The sequence below is a fragment of the Arthrobacter sp. efr-133-TYG-104 genome (assembly GCF_030208915.1).
GTDB lineage: Bacteria > Actinomycetota > Actinomycetes > Actinomycetales > Micrococcaceae > Arthrobacter.
This window is the reverse complement of record NZ_JARVTA010000002.1, coordinates 189,301-205,390: the sequence shown is the minus strand read 5'-3', so window position 1 is coordinate 205,390 and position 16,090 is coordinate 189,301. Positions and strand designations below refer to the sequence as shown.

The 16,090-nt window shown below is 63.8% G+C and carries 11 protein-coding genes; 4 read left to right on the top strand and 7 right to left on the bottom strand.

The window, feature by feature from the left end; all coding sequences use genetic code 11:
• Positions 1–79 precede the first annotated feature (79 nt).
• Complete coding sequence (locus tag QRN04_RS03160) at positions 80–2,182, bottom strand: acyl-CoA dehydrogenase family protein (protein WP_284974698.1); 2,103 nt, start codon at positions 2,180–2,182, stop codon at positions 80–82.
• A 45-nt stretch (positions 2,183–2,227) separates the two neighbouring features.
• On the bottom strand, positions 2,228–2,863 hold the full coding sequence (locus QRN04_RS03155) for a TetR/AcrR family transcriptional regulator (RefSeq protein WP_284974869.1): 636 nt from the start codon (positions 2,861–2,863) through the stop codon (positions 2,228–2,230).
• A gap of 131 nt (positions 2,864–2,994) precedes the next feature.
• Here QRN04_RS03155 and QRN04_RS03150 point away from each other — a divergent pair, with 131 nt between their 5' ends.
• The 4 genes from QRN04_RS03150 to QRN04_RS03135 all read left to right on the top strand — a co-directional run bounded on the left by QRN04_RS03150 (position 2,995) and on the right by QRN04_RS03135 (position 8,283).
• Entirely contained in the window at positions 2,995–4,347 is a 1,353-nt protein-coding gene (locus tag QRN04_RS03150; protein WP_284974697.1) for an acetyl-CoA C-acetyltransferase, read from the top strand.
• 9 nt (positions 4,348–4,356) lie between these two features.
• The gene (locus tag QRN04_RS03145) at positions 4,357–5,697 is read left to right on the top strand and encodes a 3-oxoacyl-ACP reductase (protein ID WP_284974696.1); all 1,341 of its coding nucleotides are present in this window, start codon (positions 4,357–4,359) and stop codon (positions 5,695–5,697) included.
• On the top strand, positions 5,694–6,620 hold the full coding sequence (locus QRN04_RS03140) for a MaoC family dehydratase (protein WP_284974695.1): 927 nt from the start codon (positions 5,694–5,696) through the stop codon (positions 6,618–6,620). The genes QRN04_RS03145 and QRN04_RS03140 overlap by 4 nt, the downstream gene beginning before the upstream one ends.
• Before the next feature lie 100 nt (positions 6,621–6,720).
• Complete coding sequence (locus tag QRN04_RS03135; protein ID WP_284974694.1) at positions 6,721–8,283, top strand: CehA/McbA family metallohydrolase; 1,563 nt, start codon at positions 6,721–6,723, stop codon at positions 8,281–8,283.
• Between the two features lie 50 nt (positions 8,284–8,333).
• On the opposite strand, the gene QRN04_RS03130 is transcribed toward QRN04_RS03135, so the two are convergent.
• From QRN04_RS03130 to QRN04_RS03110, 5 genes are all read right to left on the bottom strand, one after another.
• A complete protein-coding gene (locus QRN04_RS03130) occupies positions 8,334–9,101 on the bottom strand; it encodes a glucosamine-6-phosphate deaminase (RefSeq protein WP_284974693.1) in 768 nt (255 codons plus the stop codon).
• Positions 9,102–9,106: 5 nt separating this feature from the next.
• Positions 9,107–10,141 (bottom strand): ROK family protein, encoded by a 1,035-nt coding sequence (locus QRN04_RS03125; RefSeq protein WP_284974692.1) that lies wholly within the window; start codon positions 10,139–10,141, stop codon positions 9,107–9,109.
• On the bottom strand, positions 10,138–11,583 hold the full coding sequence (locus QRN04_RS03120; protein ID WP_284974691.1) for an APC family permease: 1,446 nt from the start codon (positions 11,581–11,583) through the stop codon (positions 10,138–10,140). The genes QRN04_RS03125 and QRN04_RS03120 overlap by 4 nt, the downstream gene beginning before the upstream one ends.
• Before the next feature lie 149 nt (positions 11,584–11,732).
• A complete protein-coding gene (locus QRN04_RS03115; RefSeq protein ID WP_284974690.1) occupies positions 11,733–12,908 on the bottom strand; it encodes an ROK family transcriptional regulator in 1,176 nt (391 codons plus the stop codon).
• Between the two features lie 254 nt (positions 12,909–13,162).
• Positions 13,163–16,087, bottom strand: coding sequence for an alkaline phosphatase family protein (locus QRN04_RS03110; protein WP_284974689.1), 2,925 nt, complete (start codon positions 16,085–16,087; stop codon positions 13,163–13,165).
• Positions 16,088–16,090 lie beyond the last annotated feature (3 nt).

Genomic DNA, 16,090 nt, shown 5'->3' with positions numbered 1-16,090 from the left:
TCCCAAACAGCAGACCGCGTTCGACGGCGCCGCCCCCAGAGTGGGGACGGCGCCGTCGTTGGTCTCCTGCGCGCGGCTCCTAACGGGACCTGGCGGCCTTCAATGCCAGCAAGGCTTTCTCATCCGCCGGCGCACTGCCGCTGGCGCGCTGTTCCCTGAAATATTTGGCAGCTTCGTCCTGCCGGACGGACTCTGCCCCGGTGGCGATCAAAGCTCGCAGATGCTCCGGGCCGTATCCGAAAGCGTCCACCAAGTCCAAGGCATGAGGCCGTATTTTGACCAGCAAACGGTTGATGTAGGCACCCACCGTCCGGCCGCGCTGCATAGAGAGCCGGCCGTTCATGAGATACCAGGACAGGTGCTTCTCAATGAGCGACAATCCGAAGAGATCACGCAACCACGTCAGGACGCGCTTGGTGCCTTCGTCCGTGACCTCGCCCAGCGCCTCGGTGAACGCTTCCCATTGCAAGAGCTCGGCATGGGCGTTCGCCGCTTCGATGAGTTCGTTCTGGTGCTGGTTGAAGAGCGCGGCAGCCTGGTGTTGAGGCAGTTTGTTGGCGCCCTTCAGTGCCGCACCGACCTCGGCCACCATGGACTGCACCCGGTCAGTGAGCAGAGTCCGCTGGCCTTCCTCATCGCGCAACGCCAGCGCGGCCTTCTGGACGGAACCGGTATCGGCGACGAACTGGGCCACCTGCCGCAGCCCCGTCCGGTGCAGGGCCACTCCGGCGGCCTGGTCCACCACGTAGCGGGCAAGGACGCCGAAATCGGCGCCGCGGAATTCTTTGGCGTAGTCAGCCAGGAGACGCTTGGCCACCAACTGCAGCAGAACAGTGTTGTCGCCCTCGAAAGTGACGTAGACGTCCAGATCGGCGCGCAGCGACGCAAAGCGGTTTTCGATCAGGAAGCCGGCGCCACCACAGGCTTCGCGGCATTCCTGCAGCGTGTCGAGGGCGTGCCAGGTGCTGAGCGGCTTGAGCGCCGCCGCCAGCGTCTCAAGGTCCTGGCGGTCGGCGTCGGAGTCGTGGGCGCCGGAGAACACGTCATCGAACTTCTGCAGCAATTGTTCGTGGGCAAAGCTGGCTGCGTAGGTGGTCGCCAAACGGGTGAACAGCCGGCGCTGGTGCCGCTGGTAGTCCAGCAGGACTTCCTCGTCCGTGGGAGATGACGCATTGAACTGGCGGCGCTCCGTGGCGTACTGGATGGCGGCCTTGAGGGCCACCTTGCTCGCGGCGACTGCTGCCCCGTCCAACGAGACACGTCCTTGGACCAAGGTTCCCAGCATCGTGAAGAAGCGGCGGCCCGGGCTCTGGATAGGGGAGGAGTAGGTGCCGTCCGCGGCTACGTCACCGTAGCGGTTCAAGAGGTTAGTGCGGGGGATCCGGACGTTCGTGAAGTGAAGTCGGCCGTTATCGATGCCGTTCAGGCCACCCTTGATCCCATCGTCCTCGCCGCCGATGCCTGGGAGGAATTCCTTCGTGGCCGGATCCCGGAGCTCAACATAGAAAGCATGGACGCCGTGGTTGACGTTCTTGGTGATCAACTGCGCAAAGACGACGGCGGCCAGGCCATCCGTTGCAGCGTTGCCAATGTAGTCCTTCCACGCTGCGCGGAACGGTGTGTTGACAACGAATTCCTGGCTCTCCGGGTGGTACGTGGCCGTGGTGGCGATGCTGGCGACGTCGGACCCATGTCCCGTTTCGGTCATGGCAAAGCAACCGGGGATCTCCAGGCTCATGATGCCCGGCAACCATTTGTCCTGGTGTTCCTTGGTTCCGAGGTGCATGACGGCGGAGCCAAAGAGACCCCACTGGACGCCTGCCTTGATTTGGAGGGAGGGGTCGGCCGTAACGATTTCCTCAAAGCCGGCGATGTTTCCGCCGTGGTCGTCCGAGCCACCCAGGCGGGAGGGAAAGGCTCGGTGGACTGCGTTGTTGTCGACGAGAATCTTCAACTGCTCGAAGACCCGGGCCCGGTGCTCGGTGTGGGATAGGCCTTCAATTTTCTGCACGGACGGGTTGCCCGCCACTTCACGGGCTTCGCGCCGGATGTGTGCCCACTTGCCCAGGAGCTGTTCGCCCAGCGCAGCTACATCCACCACGGGTTCCGCGCCGGAGGAGGCGTCAACGCCCTTGCCCGAGGGCTGATGCTGCGATGCGGCTCTGTCCACTACTTCAGTCATGTTGATTCCTTCTTTGGTCCGACGACTGATGGGTCGTTACTGGTATCAGGTGGTGGTTTTGAGTTCAGGGGCGATGCCCAGGCATAACCAGTCCGTAATTCGCGCGGCCATGGTGGCTTGGTCCGGCTTGGCTGGGCTGGCCGGGCTCCCAAGCCACATCTCGCCCGCGTTCCTGACCAGCCCGATGGCAGCGGTGGGCCAGTAAACAATGACGGCTTCCTTCTCTGGTCCGAGAAATTCCCGCATGGGCGTGGCAATCATGTCGCTGACCTGCTCAAAGAAGTTGCCCAGTGCCCCGGATGCGGCAATGGCGTCCTGGCTGGACGCGTCTCCCGGGCTGGGTCGGGTAATGAACGCGTAGACGTTGGGGCTCGAATCGGCCATCTGGAGGTACGCGGAGACCATTGCGAACAAGCCTTCACGGGGCGTTTGCGCAAGCTGGGCGGCTTCCTGCATGCGCCGCTGCATCTGGCCAAGGACGAGCTCGCCCATAGCTTGCTGCAGCCCCGCTTTGTCCCCGAAATAACGATAGAAGACCGACTTGGACGTCCCCGCTGCTCCAGCGATGTCCTCCATGGAGGCATCGCTGCCGAACCGGTGCACCGCTTTCCGTGCTGCCTTGATAAGTTCCCGACGCCGCTCTTCGCGATGAGATTGCCAGCGAGCGGACCGACCATCCATTCCTGGGATTGGCTCATTGGTGTCCGCGCGGTCCGGCAGGGTGGCTGCTTCCGGGGATTGGCTGTTCACGATACCCAGCGTATCAGGTACGCTGGGTATCAGTAACTGGCATTCGATCGAAGGAGACATCCATGGCTGCAGCGGACATGACCACCGGAGGAGATCGACAGGCGAAGCACGCGCCAGGAACAACTCGTCGGGCGTTCATCGTGGGTGGCAACAGGATCCCCTTTGCCCGCACAGGAGGTGCCTACGTGAAGTCCTCCAACCAAGACATGCTCACGGCCGCCCTTGAAGGCTTGATCGCACGGTTCGGGCTCCAAGATGAGCGGATCGGAGAGGTTGCCGCCGGCGCCGTCTTGAAGCATTCCCGCGACTTCAATCTCACCCGCGAGGCTGTGCTGGGCTCCTCACTGGCCCCGGAAACTCCCGCCTATGATCTGCAGCAGGCGTGCGCCACGGGACTTGAAACAGTGCTGGGCCTGTCCAACAAGATCAGGCTCGGCCAGATCGACTCCGGAATTGCCGGTGGTGTGGACTCCACCTCCGATGCTCCCATTGCGGTCAGCGAAGGCCTCCGGGACATCCTCCTTGACCTGAACCGCGCCAAGACGCCAGCGCAAAAGCTCAAGGTCATCAGCCGGATCCGTCCCAAGGATCTCGTTCCCGATGCGCCGAATACCGGCGAACCGCGGACCGGGTTGTCCATGGGTGAACACCAGGCGCTGACCACCGCCCAGTGGAAAGTCACCCGCGAGGCCCAGGATGAGCTTGCCTACAACAGCCACCGCAACCTCGCAGCCGCCTACCAGAGGGGGTTCTTCGATGACCTCCTCACCCCGTACCGGGGCCTGAACCGGGACTCCAACCTCCGCGCCGACACCTCGCTGGAAAAGTTGGCCTCCTTGAAGCCCGTTTTCGGTAAGAGCCTCGGCTCCGAGGCCACCATGACAGCAGGAAACTCAACGCCGCTCACTGACGGTGCCGCCACCGTCCTGCTGGCGTCCGAAGAGTGGGCAAACAGCCGCGGCTTGCCCAAACTTGCCACCGTGGTGGATGGTGAGGCGGCTGCCGTCGACTTCGTCCACGGCAAGGATGGCCTCCTCATGGCACCCGTGTTCGCGGTGCCGCGCCTGCTGGCGCGCCAAGGACTGACATTCGAGGACATCGACTTCTTCGAGATCCACGAAGCCTTCGCTGGAACGGTGCTCAGTACCTTGGCCGCTTGGGAAGACGAAGAGTTCGGCCGTACCCGGCTTGGCCTGCCGGGCGCGTTGGGAAAGGTGGACCGGGCCAAGCTCAACGTCAACGGTTCCTCCCTTGCCGCCGGACACCCCTTTGCCGCCACCGGTGGCAGGATCGTGGCTTCTTTGGCAAAGATGCTGCATGAAAAAGCGCTCGCCGAAGGAAAGCCAACGCGGGGGCTCATCTCAGTCTGTGCTGCGGGCGGCCAAGGCGTAGTTGCAATCTTGGAATCAGCATAGGGGGGGACAGTGACAGACAAATACACGCAGATGGTCAGCCGTGGACTGGGTAAGGATGTTGCGAGACGGCTGGGCCTGCCGCAGCCCGTGGTCCTCCGGCGCTACGAACCAGGGGCCCCGCTTATCACCGGTCCGGTCCTCGTCAGCGGTGACAGCGCAGGCGCCGACGACGTCGCTACCGCCCTCCTCGGTTGGGGGCTCGATGTACGCCGCAACGCACTGCCGCGGGAAAAGCTCGGCGCAATAGTGCTCGTGCTCGATGCCTTGCAGCACCCGGGTGACCTGGGCAAGCCAGTGCTGACGGCGGGGGGATCCATGCGGGATCTTGCGGCGAACGCACGCGTGATCACCATTTCCAGAACGCCACTTTCAGCGTCGTCGCCGTCGATCGCGGCAGCTCGCCAGGGCGTGGACGGGATGCTCCGCTCGTTGGCCAAAGAATTGCGGTCCGGTGCCACCGCCAACGGCATCCTCCTCGCCGAGGAATTGGCAACGACCAGTCCCTCGGCCCTGGGTGCCTTGCGTTTCTTCCTCTCGGGGCGATCGGCCTATGTGGATGGGCAGTTCCTGACCGTTGCGTCCGCGTCGGGGAGCATGCCTGCGGAAACGGAGAAGCCGCTGGCCGGCAAGGTGGCCGTGGTGACAGGTGCTGCCCGTGGAATTGGTGCGGCGATCGCCCGGACCCTCCACCGCGACGGAGCTAAGATCGTGGCCGTGGACATCCCAGCGGCGGGGGACCATCTTGCCTCTGTAGCCAATGAGGTCCGGGGGACGGCGCTCCAGCTGGATATCAGCAATGACGACGCCGGGCACCGGATTATCGAGCACGCTGTGGAACGACATGGGCGCCTGGACATTGTGGTGCACAATGCCGGCATCACCCGTGACAGGCTCCTGGCCAACATGGACGAGGCGCGATGGAATTCGGTGATCGCCGTAAACATCGCTGCCCAGCTGCGCATCAATGAAGCACTGCTCCGATCGGAGCATTTCCGGGACTCTCCGCGAATTGTTTCTGTGGCGTCCACGAGCGGCATCGCCGGGAACCGTGGGCAGACAAACTACGGAGCGTCCAAGGGCGGCGTGATCGGCATGGTCAGGTCCACGGCGGCGTTGATGCAGCCGTTCCACGGGACGATTAATGCTGTAGCCCCGGGCTTCATCGAAACCGAAATGACGGCCCGGATGCCGCTGGCCATCCGTGAAGCAGCCCGCCGGCTGAACTCGCTCAAGCAAGGCGGCCTACCGCAGGATGTGGCGGAGGCTATCGCGTTCCTGGCAAGCGACGCTGCCGGGGGCATCTCCGGGGAAGTGCTGCGCGTTTGCGGGCAACAACTGGTGGGAGCATGAGCAACCTGCAGGAAATCGGCCTTACCGAGCTGCCCTCATTGTCCAAGTTGTACCTCAATGCTGCAGCCACGGCTGCGAGGCGGAGGATCCTCGGGGGATCGACCGGTGAGCCCGCGCTGCCGGCAGTGAGCTACCACGTCCGGAACGTTCGGGCCGACGTCGACAACTTGACCGCCTACCAACACCTGGTGGGGGAGTCCGCCAGCGACACCCTGCCGGCGGGTTTTGTCCATGCCCTGGCGTTTCCGGTATCCATGAGCGTCATGAACCGGGACGACTTCCCGCTACCGCTTCTTGGGATGATCCATCTGCGAAACCGGATAGAGCAGAAGAGCCCTCTCCACTTCGCAAAGTCCTTGGACGTCAGCGCCTGGTCGGAGAATCTCACCGGCCATAAGGCAGGCACGCAAGTCGACGTCGTGGCAGAGGTGACGCTGCATGCCACTGGGGCAACTGTGTGGCGGGGCGTGTCCACGTACCTTGCCAAGGGTGTCTTCCTTCCGGGAATCGACAAGTCCGGAAACCACCAGGCCGCCACCGGGCGGGAGGATTTCACTCCACCAGACCCCACGGCCCTATGGCGGATCGGGCCGGATATCGGGCGAAGCTACGCTGCTGTTTCCGGGGACTTCAACCCAATCCATCTCAGTGTCCTGTCCGCCAAGGCGCTTGGCCTGCGAGGATCCATCGCGCACGGAATGTATTTAGCCTCCCGCGCCCTCGCCGACGTCGGGCCCGCCAAGGGTGACGCGTTCAACTGGGACGTCGCGTTTGAAGCCCCGGTCTTCCTGCCGGCCCGGGTGGCGCTCGATATCTCGACGACGCCGTCAGGAAGCGGGGCATGGGCCCGCTCTGACTACACCGCGTGGAACCCACGCAGCGGCCGGCGGCACTTCACGGGCAGGGTGGCGGCACTGGACTGACAGCATAAGTGCTACCCGGCTCCCAATTGATCACCACAGTTCAAATGATATTTCCCATCACGTAGCCTGCCGTTCAGGGAGCGTGGTGAAACTCGGGCGAGTGAGTTCACCATGTAAAGCCCACGAGGCTGAGAGTGTTTTCCTGTCCCCTTCCCGCCGCGGATTCCTCGCCGCCGCGCTTGCCGGCGCCGCAGTGACCTTGGCGCCGATGTCCTTCGCCGCTGCCGACACAGGCACCAGCAAGACCAAAACCATCACCGGCCACTTGGATCCAGGTGCCGCCGACTTTGTGTACTTGCCGGTTGAGGTGCCTGCCGGCGTCAACAAGATCAGTGTGTCCTACAGTTACAGCAAGCCAACGGTTACGCCTGGTCTCCTCTCCAACGCCTGCGACATCGGCGTCTTCGATCAGAAGGGCACCGACCTCGCCGGGAAGGGTTTCCGCGGCTGGTCCGGCGGCTTCCGCACGGAGTTTTTCATCAGCGCCGCCGAAGCCACCCCCGGCTACTTGCCGGGTCCGGTCGGTAAGGGCACGTGGAACATTGCCTTGGGGCCCTACCAAGTGGCGGAACAGGGCATGGACTACACCGTCAACGTCACCCTCGACTACGGGCCCGACGGCACCCCGTTCTCCCCGCAGTACCCGCCAAAGCAGGTCAACGGCAAGGGCGCCGGCTGGTACAGGGGCGACGCGCACCTGCACACCATCTACTCCGACGGCAAACGCACCCCGGCTGAGGTTGCCGCCGGCGCGCGGGCCGCGAAGCTCGATTTCATGATCAGCACCGATCACAACACCCCTGCCTCCCACGGAGCCTGGGGACCGCTGGCCGGGAATGACCTGCTGATCCTCACCGGCGAGGAAGTGACCACCCGGAACGGACACTACCTGGCACTGGGAATCGAACCGGGGGACTGGATCGACTGGCGCTACCGTGCCCGCGATAAGGGTTTCGAACAGGAAGCGCAGCACATCCACGCTTCCGGCGGCCTTGTAGTCCCGGCCCACCCCTACTGCCCTTACGTCGCGTGCCGTTGGAAGTTTGGCTACGACGATGCCGACGCCGTCGAGGTTTGGACCGGCCCCTGGACCGCGGATGACGAGTACGCCATCAACACCTGGGACTCCATGCTCGCAACTTCGATACGCAACGGTGGCCGATGGATACCGGCGATGGGCAACAGTGACGCCCACAGTGAGCCACAGGTCATTGGGTTGCCTCACAATGTGGTCAACGCAACAGCGCTCTCCCATGACGCCATTCTGGAAGGCATCCGGAAGGGCCGCACCTGGATCGCGGAGTCCGCCGACATCTCCCTGGATCTCACCGTGGCCGGCGGGGGCCGGAAGGCAACCGTCGGGGAGCGGCTCGATGCCAAGGCCGACACCCCCGTGACCGTGACCATCAACATCAGCGGTGTCCCCAACGGCGTCATCCGGATCATCACCGACGAGGGCCAGACCCAGCAGGTCACGCTCCCGGCTTCCGGCCAAGGCACCCACACCTGGGTCACCACGCCGCAGCTCTCCGCCTATGTCCGGGCCGAAGTACGCCACCCCATGGCCGACGGCACCCCCAGCAACGGAACCAACATGGGCACTACACTGCTGCTCGGGCCCATGGCCGCGTTGACCAACCCGATCTTCCTCGGGGCCAAGTAGGCCACTCGCGCCGGACAAAGCCACACGCGCATGGAAGTCCTGGACGGGGACTAGCGGGCCGCCGCGGACGCTTGCGGTGCGTATTTCGCCAAGACATCAAGCGGAAGCATGCAAGCCGCCGCCCCGTCCAGGACGAGCGTGACGTTAGGGTGCAGCTGGAGGAGGGACGCCGGCATTTCTTCAGTGACGGGTCCCAAGAGCGCATGGCTTAGCGCCTGCGCCTTGTCCTGACCTGTTGCGACGAGCAGGAGGTGCCCCGCCTCTTGTATGGTTCCCAGTCCTTGGGTGATGGCGTGGGTCGGCACGTCGTCAAGGGAAGGGAAGAAGCGGGAGTTCGCTTCGCGGCTGTCTTGGGTCAGGGCGACCACGCGGGTCCGCGAGTTAAAGCGGGACCCTGGCTCGTTGAACGCCAGGTGTCCGTTCCGCCCGATCCCCAGGATCTGGAGGTCGATTCCGCCCGCGGCCCGGATTCGGGCTTCGTATTCCGCACCGGCGCTTCCGGCGTCGTCCGTGGTCGCTTGTGGCACGTGGACGCGTTCGGAAGGAATCGCCAGGGGGTCACTGATGTGCTTGCGGACAAAGCCGGCATAGCTCTGCTCGTGGCCCGGCGGGAGACCCAAGTACTCGTCAAGGGCAAAACATGTGACTGCGCCGAAGTCCGGACCAGGGTGGTCGGCCAGGTATTGATAGAGCGGAAGCGGCGAAGATCCGGTTGCCACGCCCAGCACAGTGTGGGGATCTGCCTGAACCTGAGCCCAGACCTGCATAGCTGCTGCACGCCCGAGTGCGGCTGCTGATTCAGCGACAATGATTCGCACGGTCTTTATACCCCAGCTTCAACTGGCTGTGATGTGACGGACGCGACGACGTCGGCCTCGCGTAGGGCGGGGGAAGGGACCTGCACGGTCGGGACCGGGATCCGAAGGCTGTTGTAAGCGAGAAGGAGCCCGCCCAACATCGACAGGTCATTCGCGGCCGGAGACACAGTGACAGCGGGGGGGTAGGGTACGAATTCGTTGAGGGCATCGCGCAGGCGCGGCATGAAAACATCGCCGGCCGCGGATACGCCGCCGCCGATCGAGATAACGTCAGGGTCCAGGGTGATCGCCAGGTTGCAGACAGCGTGGGTGATCTGGTCGATGAATTCCTCGGCCAGCCCCGCTAAGGCGGCCTGCGCGTGATCCCCTGCGGATGCAATGACCGTGGAGGCCGGGAGGTGTTGGCCGGTCGCTTCCAGTGCCCGGGCACTGAGTGCCCGCCCGGAAACTGCATCTTCCAAGGGTGCGATTCCGCTGCGGTGTCCGCGGTGGTGCGTAGCTGTCGCCGGAATCAAGTAACCGATTTCCAGCGCCGCGCCGTTAGCACCCAGCAGTGGCTTGCCATCGATGACGGCCCCCGCCGAAATGCCGGTCCCGACGTTGATGTAGAGGCCGCAACGGGCGCCCCGCATCTCGCCCCATTGGTAATCGGCCATCGCCGCGGCCTTGACATCGTTGGCCCATGCGACGTTCTCGACCCCGAGCTCGGAACCGATGGTCTTGGACGGAACGGCTGCATCCAACCCAGGATTGTTGGGGACAAGCCCGACGCCGTTTTCGCCCACCACGCCCGGGGTAACGAGCCCCACAGCGCCGGCGCACACATCATCTCCAAGGAGCTGGGCCGAGACCTCCAACGCCACGCCGAAGCAGGCTTTGACGTCCTTCATGACGTCCGAAGCGGCACGACCGGCGGGGCCGCTGGCCTCGGCAATATGCAGGATGGCGCCGTCCAGGGTGGCTGCGCACACCTTGACCTTGGTGCCGCCGATGTCGATGCCCACGGCCAAGGGCACTGCGCTGCGTCCATGGGCGCTCATGCGCTGATCCCCGAACGGATTTCTTCGTCGACGTCGTTCTTTTCCACCGGCAGCGGGCCGAAAGGCCAGGTCTTTTCACGCTTGGCCCAGATGAAGAAGCTGATCGCACCGACCGCCACCCATGCGAGGGACAGCTCGATGGGGTGCAGGCCGGGAGCGTTGATGTCGGAGTAGAAGTAGATGACCAGCCAACCAAGCCCTGCGACGATCAGCGGGGCCGGGTAGAGCCACATCTTGTAAGGCCGGACGACGTCGGTCCGGCGGCGGAGGACGGCGACTGCAGCTACTTGCCCGAGGGCTTGAACCAGAACCATGACAGCCGTAAGGAGTTGAATGAGCGCACCAATGTTGGTGGCCCTGCCGATGAGGAAGCCGACGGCGGTCATCACGCCCATGGCGACGAGACCCGCCACGGGAAATTCCTTGGTGGGGTGCAGTTTGGCAAAGACCTTGAAGAAGACTCCGTCCCTCGCCGCGTCGTAAGGTACGCGTGAACCGGCGAGCAGGCCGACCATGAGGGAGGCGAAGGCCGTGATGAGAATGAAGGCAGTGACAACGAGGGCAACTTCACTGCCCCAGGTCCGCTGCAGGACCAGCGAAACGAGCGATTGGTAGGCCATGGAGTTGGTATCGAGCATTTCCTGCCACCGCACGACGCCCAGGACGCCGATCTGCATGAAGAGGTAGATGACCATGATTCCCACCACCGAGAAAACGACGGAACGGGGGATGGTCCGGCCTGCGTTTTTGACCTCCGCGCCCATGTACGAGGACGTGTTGTAACCGAGGTAGTCGTAGATGCCGATAGTCAGGCCTGCGACGAAGGAAACCCAGAACCCGCCGGAGGTAATATCGAAGGCTCCGGCCGGGAAATCCATCACCTGGGCAAGGTTGAAATGCGTGACGCAAGCGGCGATGACGGTGAGGACGGTCAAGATCATGACCGCCCACAGGACCACGGTGAGTTTGCCCAGCGACTCGATGCGGCGCCAGAGGACCACCGTGATTATCACGATGAGGGCCAAACCAATGAGGGTCCCCGTCCCGTCATCCATGCCCGGTGCTAAGTACCCGAGGTACTGCACGAACCCGATCACGCCGGTGGACATCACGAGCGGTATGAACAGCACGGCCGACCATACGAAGAGGAAGGGCATCAGGCGTCCGGTCCGGTACTTGAAGGCTTCCCGCAGGTAAACGTACGTTCCGCCGGAGCCTGGCATTGCGGCTCCCAGCTCAGCCCAAATGAGCCCGTCGGCCAAGGCCAAAACTGCCCCGGCGATCCAGCCAACCACGGCCTGGGGACCGCCGAAAGCAACGATCATGGCAGGAATTGTGATGAAGGGACCGATACCCACCATCTGTGACATGTTGAGCGCGGTTGCTTGGAAGGAACCGATACGACGGCGCAGCTGGGGTGCGCGCGCAGGAATTGACGCCATTGTGAATCCTTAGGAATGGGGCTGAATCCGTACCCAAGGAGGGACGGAAAGCCGTAGAAGATTCATCAATCGTAAAACAGTTTTCCAATCACGGTCAAGGGTCAATCCAGATTAAGTTTCCAGCCCAAAATCTTCAGTTGCCCTGAGAGCTATAGGCCGGCGGCAAGTGTGTCCCACGCCAGCTCGATGGCCTTGGTTTCCGCCCCGTGCAGGGTGGCTGCCTCACCCGCCGTGCTCACCTCCACCGGAGGGATGCTTACTGTGAGCAGCCGAGTGAGGTCGTCGCGAACGGCATCGGCCAAGTCCGGGCCTCCTCGGAGGCCGATGCTCCCGGTCAGGACCACCAGCGGGGGATCGACGACGAGGATGAGGGCCGTCAGGGCATAGGCAATGAGCCGCGATTCGGCGGCCAGCGCTTGTGTGGCAGCGGGGTCACCGAGTTTCGTCGCCTGCACCAGTTCGTGGACCCCGGCGAAGCGGTGACCAGCGTCTGCAGCAGAGAGCAATGCATCAACGGACGCGGCTTCTTCCAGTGGTCCACGCGGGGATGGGTCGCCCGACTCGACCGGGTCCACGCGCAACGGCAGGAACGCGATTTCCCCGGCAAGCCCGTGAGCGCCCGGCATAGGCTGGCCCCCGAGTACCACCGCCGCGCCCACCCCGGCTCCCACCGAGAGCAGCACGAAGTCCTTGGTCCCGCTATCAGCCCTCGCCTGGGCCTCTCCGAGCGCGGCCAGATAGACATCTTTCATGATCAGCAAATGGGGGCCGAAAAGCTCTTGGAGGGCAGCTAACGTCGAGGGGGCGTCCCACCCGGGGAGGTTGGACGCGTGCCTCAGCCGGCCCGACACCGGGTCCACCACGCCCGGACTGCCGAGCACGGAGTAGACCACCGAATCCCGTTCGGCGCCTGCTTCTTTCAGCAGGCGGCTGATGGCCCGGTCCAGGGCACGAAGGACGTCCTCGGCCGATCCCGACTCCGATCGCTCCCGGACGGCTCCGCGTGGGCGCCCGCTCAGGGTGCACAGCCCCAAACGGACCCATTGCGTTCCAATATCCCCGGAGAGGACCAAACCAGCGTGTTCGTCCACTGCCCAAAGGAGGGGTGCCTGGCCGGACCGACCTTCCTTGAAGCCTTGTGGGCTCACGAAACCCGCGGCCTGGAGCGTCCGCAGGGCGGCGCCGACAGTCGGCTTGGATAGGCCGGTCCTTTTACCGATCTCAGGCGCCGTGGTCTTTCCCGCGATCCGTACGTCATCGAGGACGACTCGTTCGTTCGTGCGCTTCAGGTCCGTTGCCCGCACACCCTGGACCAATGAATTCACCTGGACATCCTTATTACTTTCGACGGCGAAGTGCGCGCAGGGAGCTCGGTCATTGGCCCTGCCGGTGCCCCGCCGGGCGCATTGTCTGGGAGGGATCTTCCCGCCCTGCTCGACAATAACAGCGGACCTCGGGGCTGTCCGCCCGCGACTCAACTACTAGCGTGTTGTGCCGCAATCTTTGGGCGGAAACAGAAACAGGCGTGCGGGTTGGGCGGTTTTCCGCCCAACCCGCACTGATTGCTGTCAGTGACTGGTCACTTGTCGTCGTGGTTTGTCGATCCGGCGGGGATGCCCGGTACCTCGTTCGGACCGTAAATTTTGTCGTCGCCGGGGTATGGGGTCTCCCAGTTGTGGGTTTGGTACCACGTCCAGCGGTTGAACAGGTTGGGGTTCGCCGAGTCTTCCTTTGCGCCGTTACCTGTCAGGTGCTGCTGCTCGGACCAGTTGCCCCACTCTTCTGCAATATCCTTCATTGGGGCCGGGACAGCGACGGCTTTTGCTGCGTCGTTGTTTACCGCGGCGGCGCCGGGCCCGGTCTGCCCCAAAGTGTCGGGGCCGCACGCGGGCGCGGTCTTGACACCTTCGGTGAGCGGTATCTGGTTCGGGACGGCGTTGAACGGTGTCAGATCGGCCTTGTTGGTAAAGGCGTCGAACATCGGTGTGGCCGCGGCAACTTTCTGGTTCAGGGGCTGGGCGCCGAGGATTTGCTGGATGGTCCGGACCATGTTGATCTGTGAGTAGAAGGTGCTGATGGTCTTTCCGTGCGCCGCGTAAGGACTGATGACCTGGACCGGGGCGCGGTGGCCGTCGACGTGATCGGTGCCGTTCTGGCTATCGTCCTCGGCGATGAAGATTGCGGAGTCCTTCCAGTACTGGGAATGCGAGATCTCGTCAACGATCTTTCCCACGGCGAGGTCGTTGTCGGCGACCTGCGCCCTGGGGTCGGCGGTGCCGCCGGTGTGGTCGCTCGAGAGCCATGTCATCTGAAAGTTCTTCGGGCCGTTCTTCTCAAAGTCCTGCTTCCAAGTCGCATAGCGGTAGATGTCCGGAACCGAGGTGTCGAACGGCGCTGCGTTCGGGTCCGTGATCGCGTTGAGCGAGGGGATGGACGAGGCGGCGTGCATCTGCAGTGCCGGGGTGAAGAGCTGGGCCGGGTCGCCGCCCGCCATCGTACTCGTGGCCGCGCAGTAGTAGTTTTGCCAGGTCGCGCCAGCCGGCTTGCCCTCAGTGGAATCGAACTCTCCGTAGTTCCTGGCGGTCTTGCCCGCGTCCTGGATCGCTGTCCAGAGGAACCCGGAGCGCTGGTGGCCCAGGACGTCATTCTCGGTGTCGTAGGAGCGCTTGTACTCACCGGCGCTGGTCTCGGTATAGGCCGGGTCGTCGCCCTGCATCATCCAGTTATGGCCCTCAGCCGAGTTCGTACCGATGTCGTACGTGTTGTCGTAGAGGCCGAACTGGCTGGCCAAGGCGTGCTGGTTCGGGGTGACCTTCGCGCCAAACTGGGCGAGGGCTGCGTCGCCGTTGCCCTGCTTCATGTCGCCGTAGACCTGGTCGTACGTGCGGTTCTCCTTCACGATCAGGAACACGTGCTTGATCGCCGAAGGGTCCCCGATCCGTTTCGGCACGGCCACGGTGGGGCCGTGGTCATTCTGGGCCCCGTTGTGGTCGTCGTTCTGGCCCCCTGCTGCCTGCTTGACGGAGTTGCGGTCCCAGCCGTTCTGCTGGAAGACGGTGTCAGTGTACTGCCGGATCTGGTCGTCGCCGGGCAGCGTGAATTTGGTAAGCGAGGCCGTTGTGGAGTGCGTGCCATGGCCGGTCGCAGCCGTGGTGCCCGCGCCCTCGCTGATGGTCTGCTCGGGGCCGAGCGCATCGACGCCACGGATATTGGTGACCACGATCTGGTCCTTCACCGCGGTGACGTTTCCGGGGTAGTAGTCCGTCGGGAGCAGGCCGATGTAGCTGGCCGGGTCCTTCGCGTCCTGTTTGTTGACCTTGTAGACAGCGATGGCGTTGGCGCGACCGAGGGAGACCAGCAAGTGGTCGCCCTGCATGGCGATACCGGTGGGCTCATAGCCGACCTGGGACGAGGCCCACGGTTGCGTTGCAATGGTCTGAAGAACCTTGTTGCTGGCGGTGTCCACCACTGAGACGGTATCGCTGTTGGTGTTCGCCACGTACAGCGTGGCTCCGTCAAGGTACATCGCCGTCGGGTGCAGCTGAACGTCGATGGAGGAAGCCGCCGCGGTGGCGTTGGCCGTGTCGATGACGCTCAGCGTGCCGGTCGTGGAGGTGCCGAGCTTAGGGTCCGCCGGGACCTGCGTGCCGTAGGAGTCCATGGTCTGTTCCCCCGGGAGGGCCGGGCGGCCCCCCTCGTTGGATACGTAAAGCTTTGTGCCGACGAACTTCAGCTGACGAGGCGCGATGCCCGTGGTGAAAGTCTGCTTGATCGTACCGGCCACGGGGTCGATCGCGACGACCGCGTTCTGGCCATTAACGGCCGCGTACAGGGTTGATCCGTCGGGGGAAAACGCCATGCCTGCCGTCAAGGCCTGCTTGTCGCCCGCGTTCGGAATGCTGATGGTCGTGCCGGCCCCCAGCGAGCCGTCCGGGTTGAAGGGGTAACGGACGATGCCGGTCGCGACAGGCTCATAGAGGAACTTGCCATCGGGTGAAAAGACCGGGCCATCCTGTCCCACGGAACCATCCGCGATGTGCTGGTACGCCATGTTCGCGTAGCCCGCGTTGCCTGCCGCGGTAGCAAACGATGTGGCCGCGAGGGTGCCCGCAGCAGCCACAGGCTTATATGTCGTGAGGTCAAAGACCTGCAGGTCGACCGAGCGATCGGTGCTCGTCCCAACGAGGTAATGGCCATCCGGGCTCACGGTCGAGCCCATGATCTTGCCGAACGGCGTCATCAGTCGGTCACCGATGGGCTTGATGACTTGATTCGAGGAGATCTGCTCGCCCTTGTCAGTCTGGGAGCCGACCTGCTGTTGACCGAACGCAACCGTCGAGGCGGCGGCGATGCCGGCACCGCCCAGAACAGCAAATGTGCAACCTGCGGCCACAATCGCAAGCGGCTTGCGGCCGCGGACGGACCTCGACAACTTATGCAGGATGGAGGGGCCGGATTGTTGCTCGTTCGTGGATCTACTGTCTGCCTTAAGAGCTTTTGTCATACC

What these genes read in the sequence shown, in the direction of transcription:
- QRN04_RS03150 (WP_284974697.1), top strand. Translation starts at nt 2,995, where the DNA reads ATGGCTGCAGCGGACATGACCACCGGAGGAGATCGACAGGCGAAGCAC.
- QRN04_RS03120 (WP_284974691.1), bottom strand. Translation starts at nt 11,583, where the DNA reads ATGGCGTCAATTCCTGCGCGCGCACCCCAGCTGCGCCGTCGTATCGGT.
- QRN04_RS03155 (WP_284974869.1), bottom strand. Translation starts at nt 2,863, where the DNA reads ATGGATGGTCGGTCCGCTCGCTGGCAATCTCATCGCGAAGAGCGGCGT.
- QRN04_RS03160 (WP_284974698.1), bottom strand. Translation starts at nt 2,182, where the DNA reads ATGACTGAAGTAGTGGACAGAGCCGCATCGCAGCATCAGCCCTCGGGC.
- QRN04_RS03140 (WP_284974695.1), top strand. Translation starts at nt 5,694, where the DNA reads ATGAGCAACCTGCAGGAAATCGGCCTTACCGAGCTGCCCTCATTGTCC.
- QRN04_RS03110 (WP_284974689.1), bottom strand. Translation starts at nt 16,087, where the DNA reads ATGACAAAAGCTCTTAAGGCAGACAGTAGATCCACGAACGAGCAACAA.
- QRN04_RS03125 (WP_284974692.1), bottom strand. Translation starts at nt 10,141, where the DNA reads ATGAGCGCCCATGGACGCAGCGCAGTGCCCTTGGCCGTGGGCATCGAC.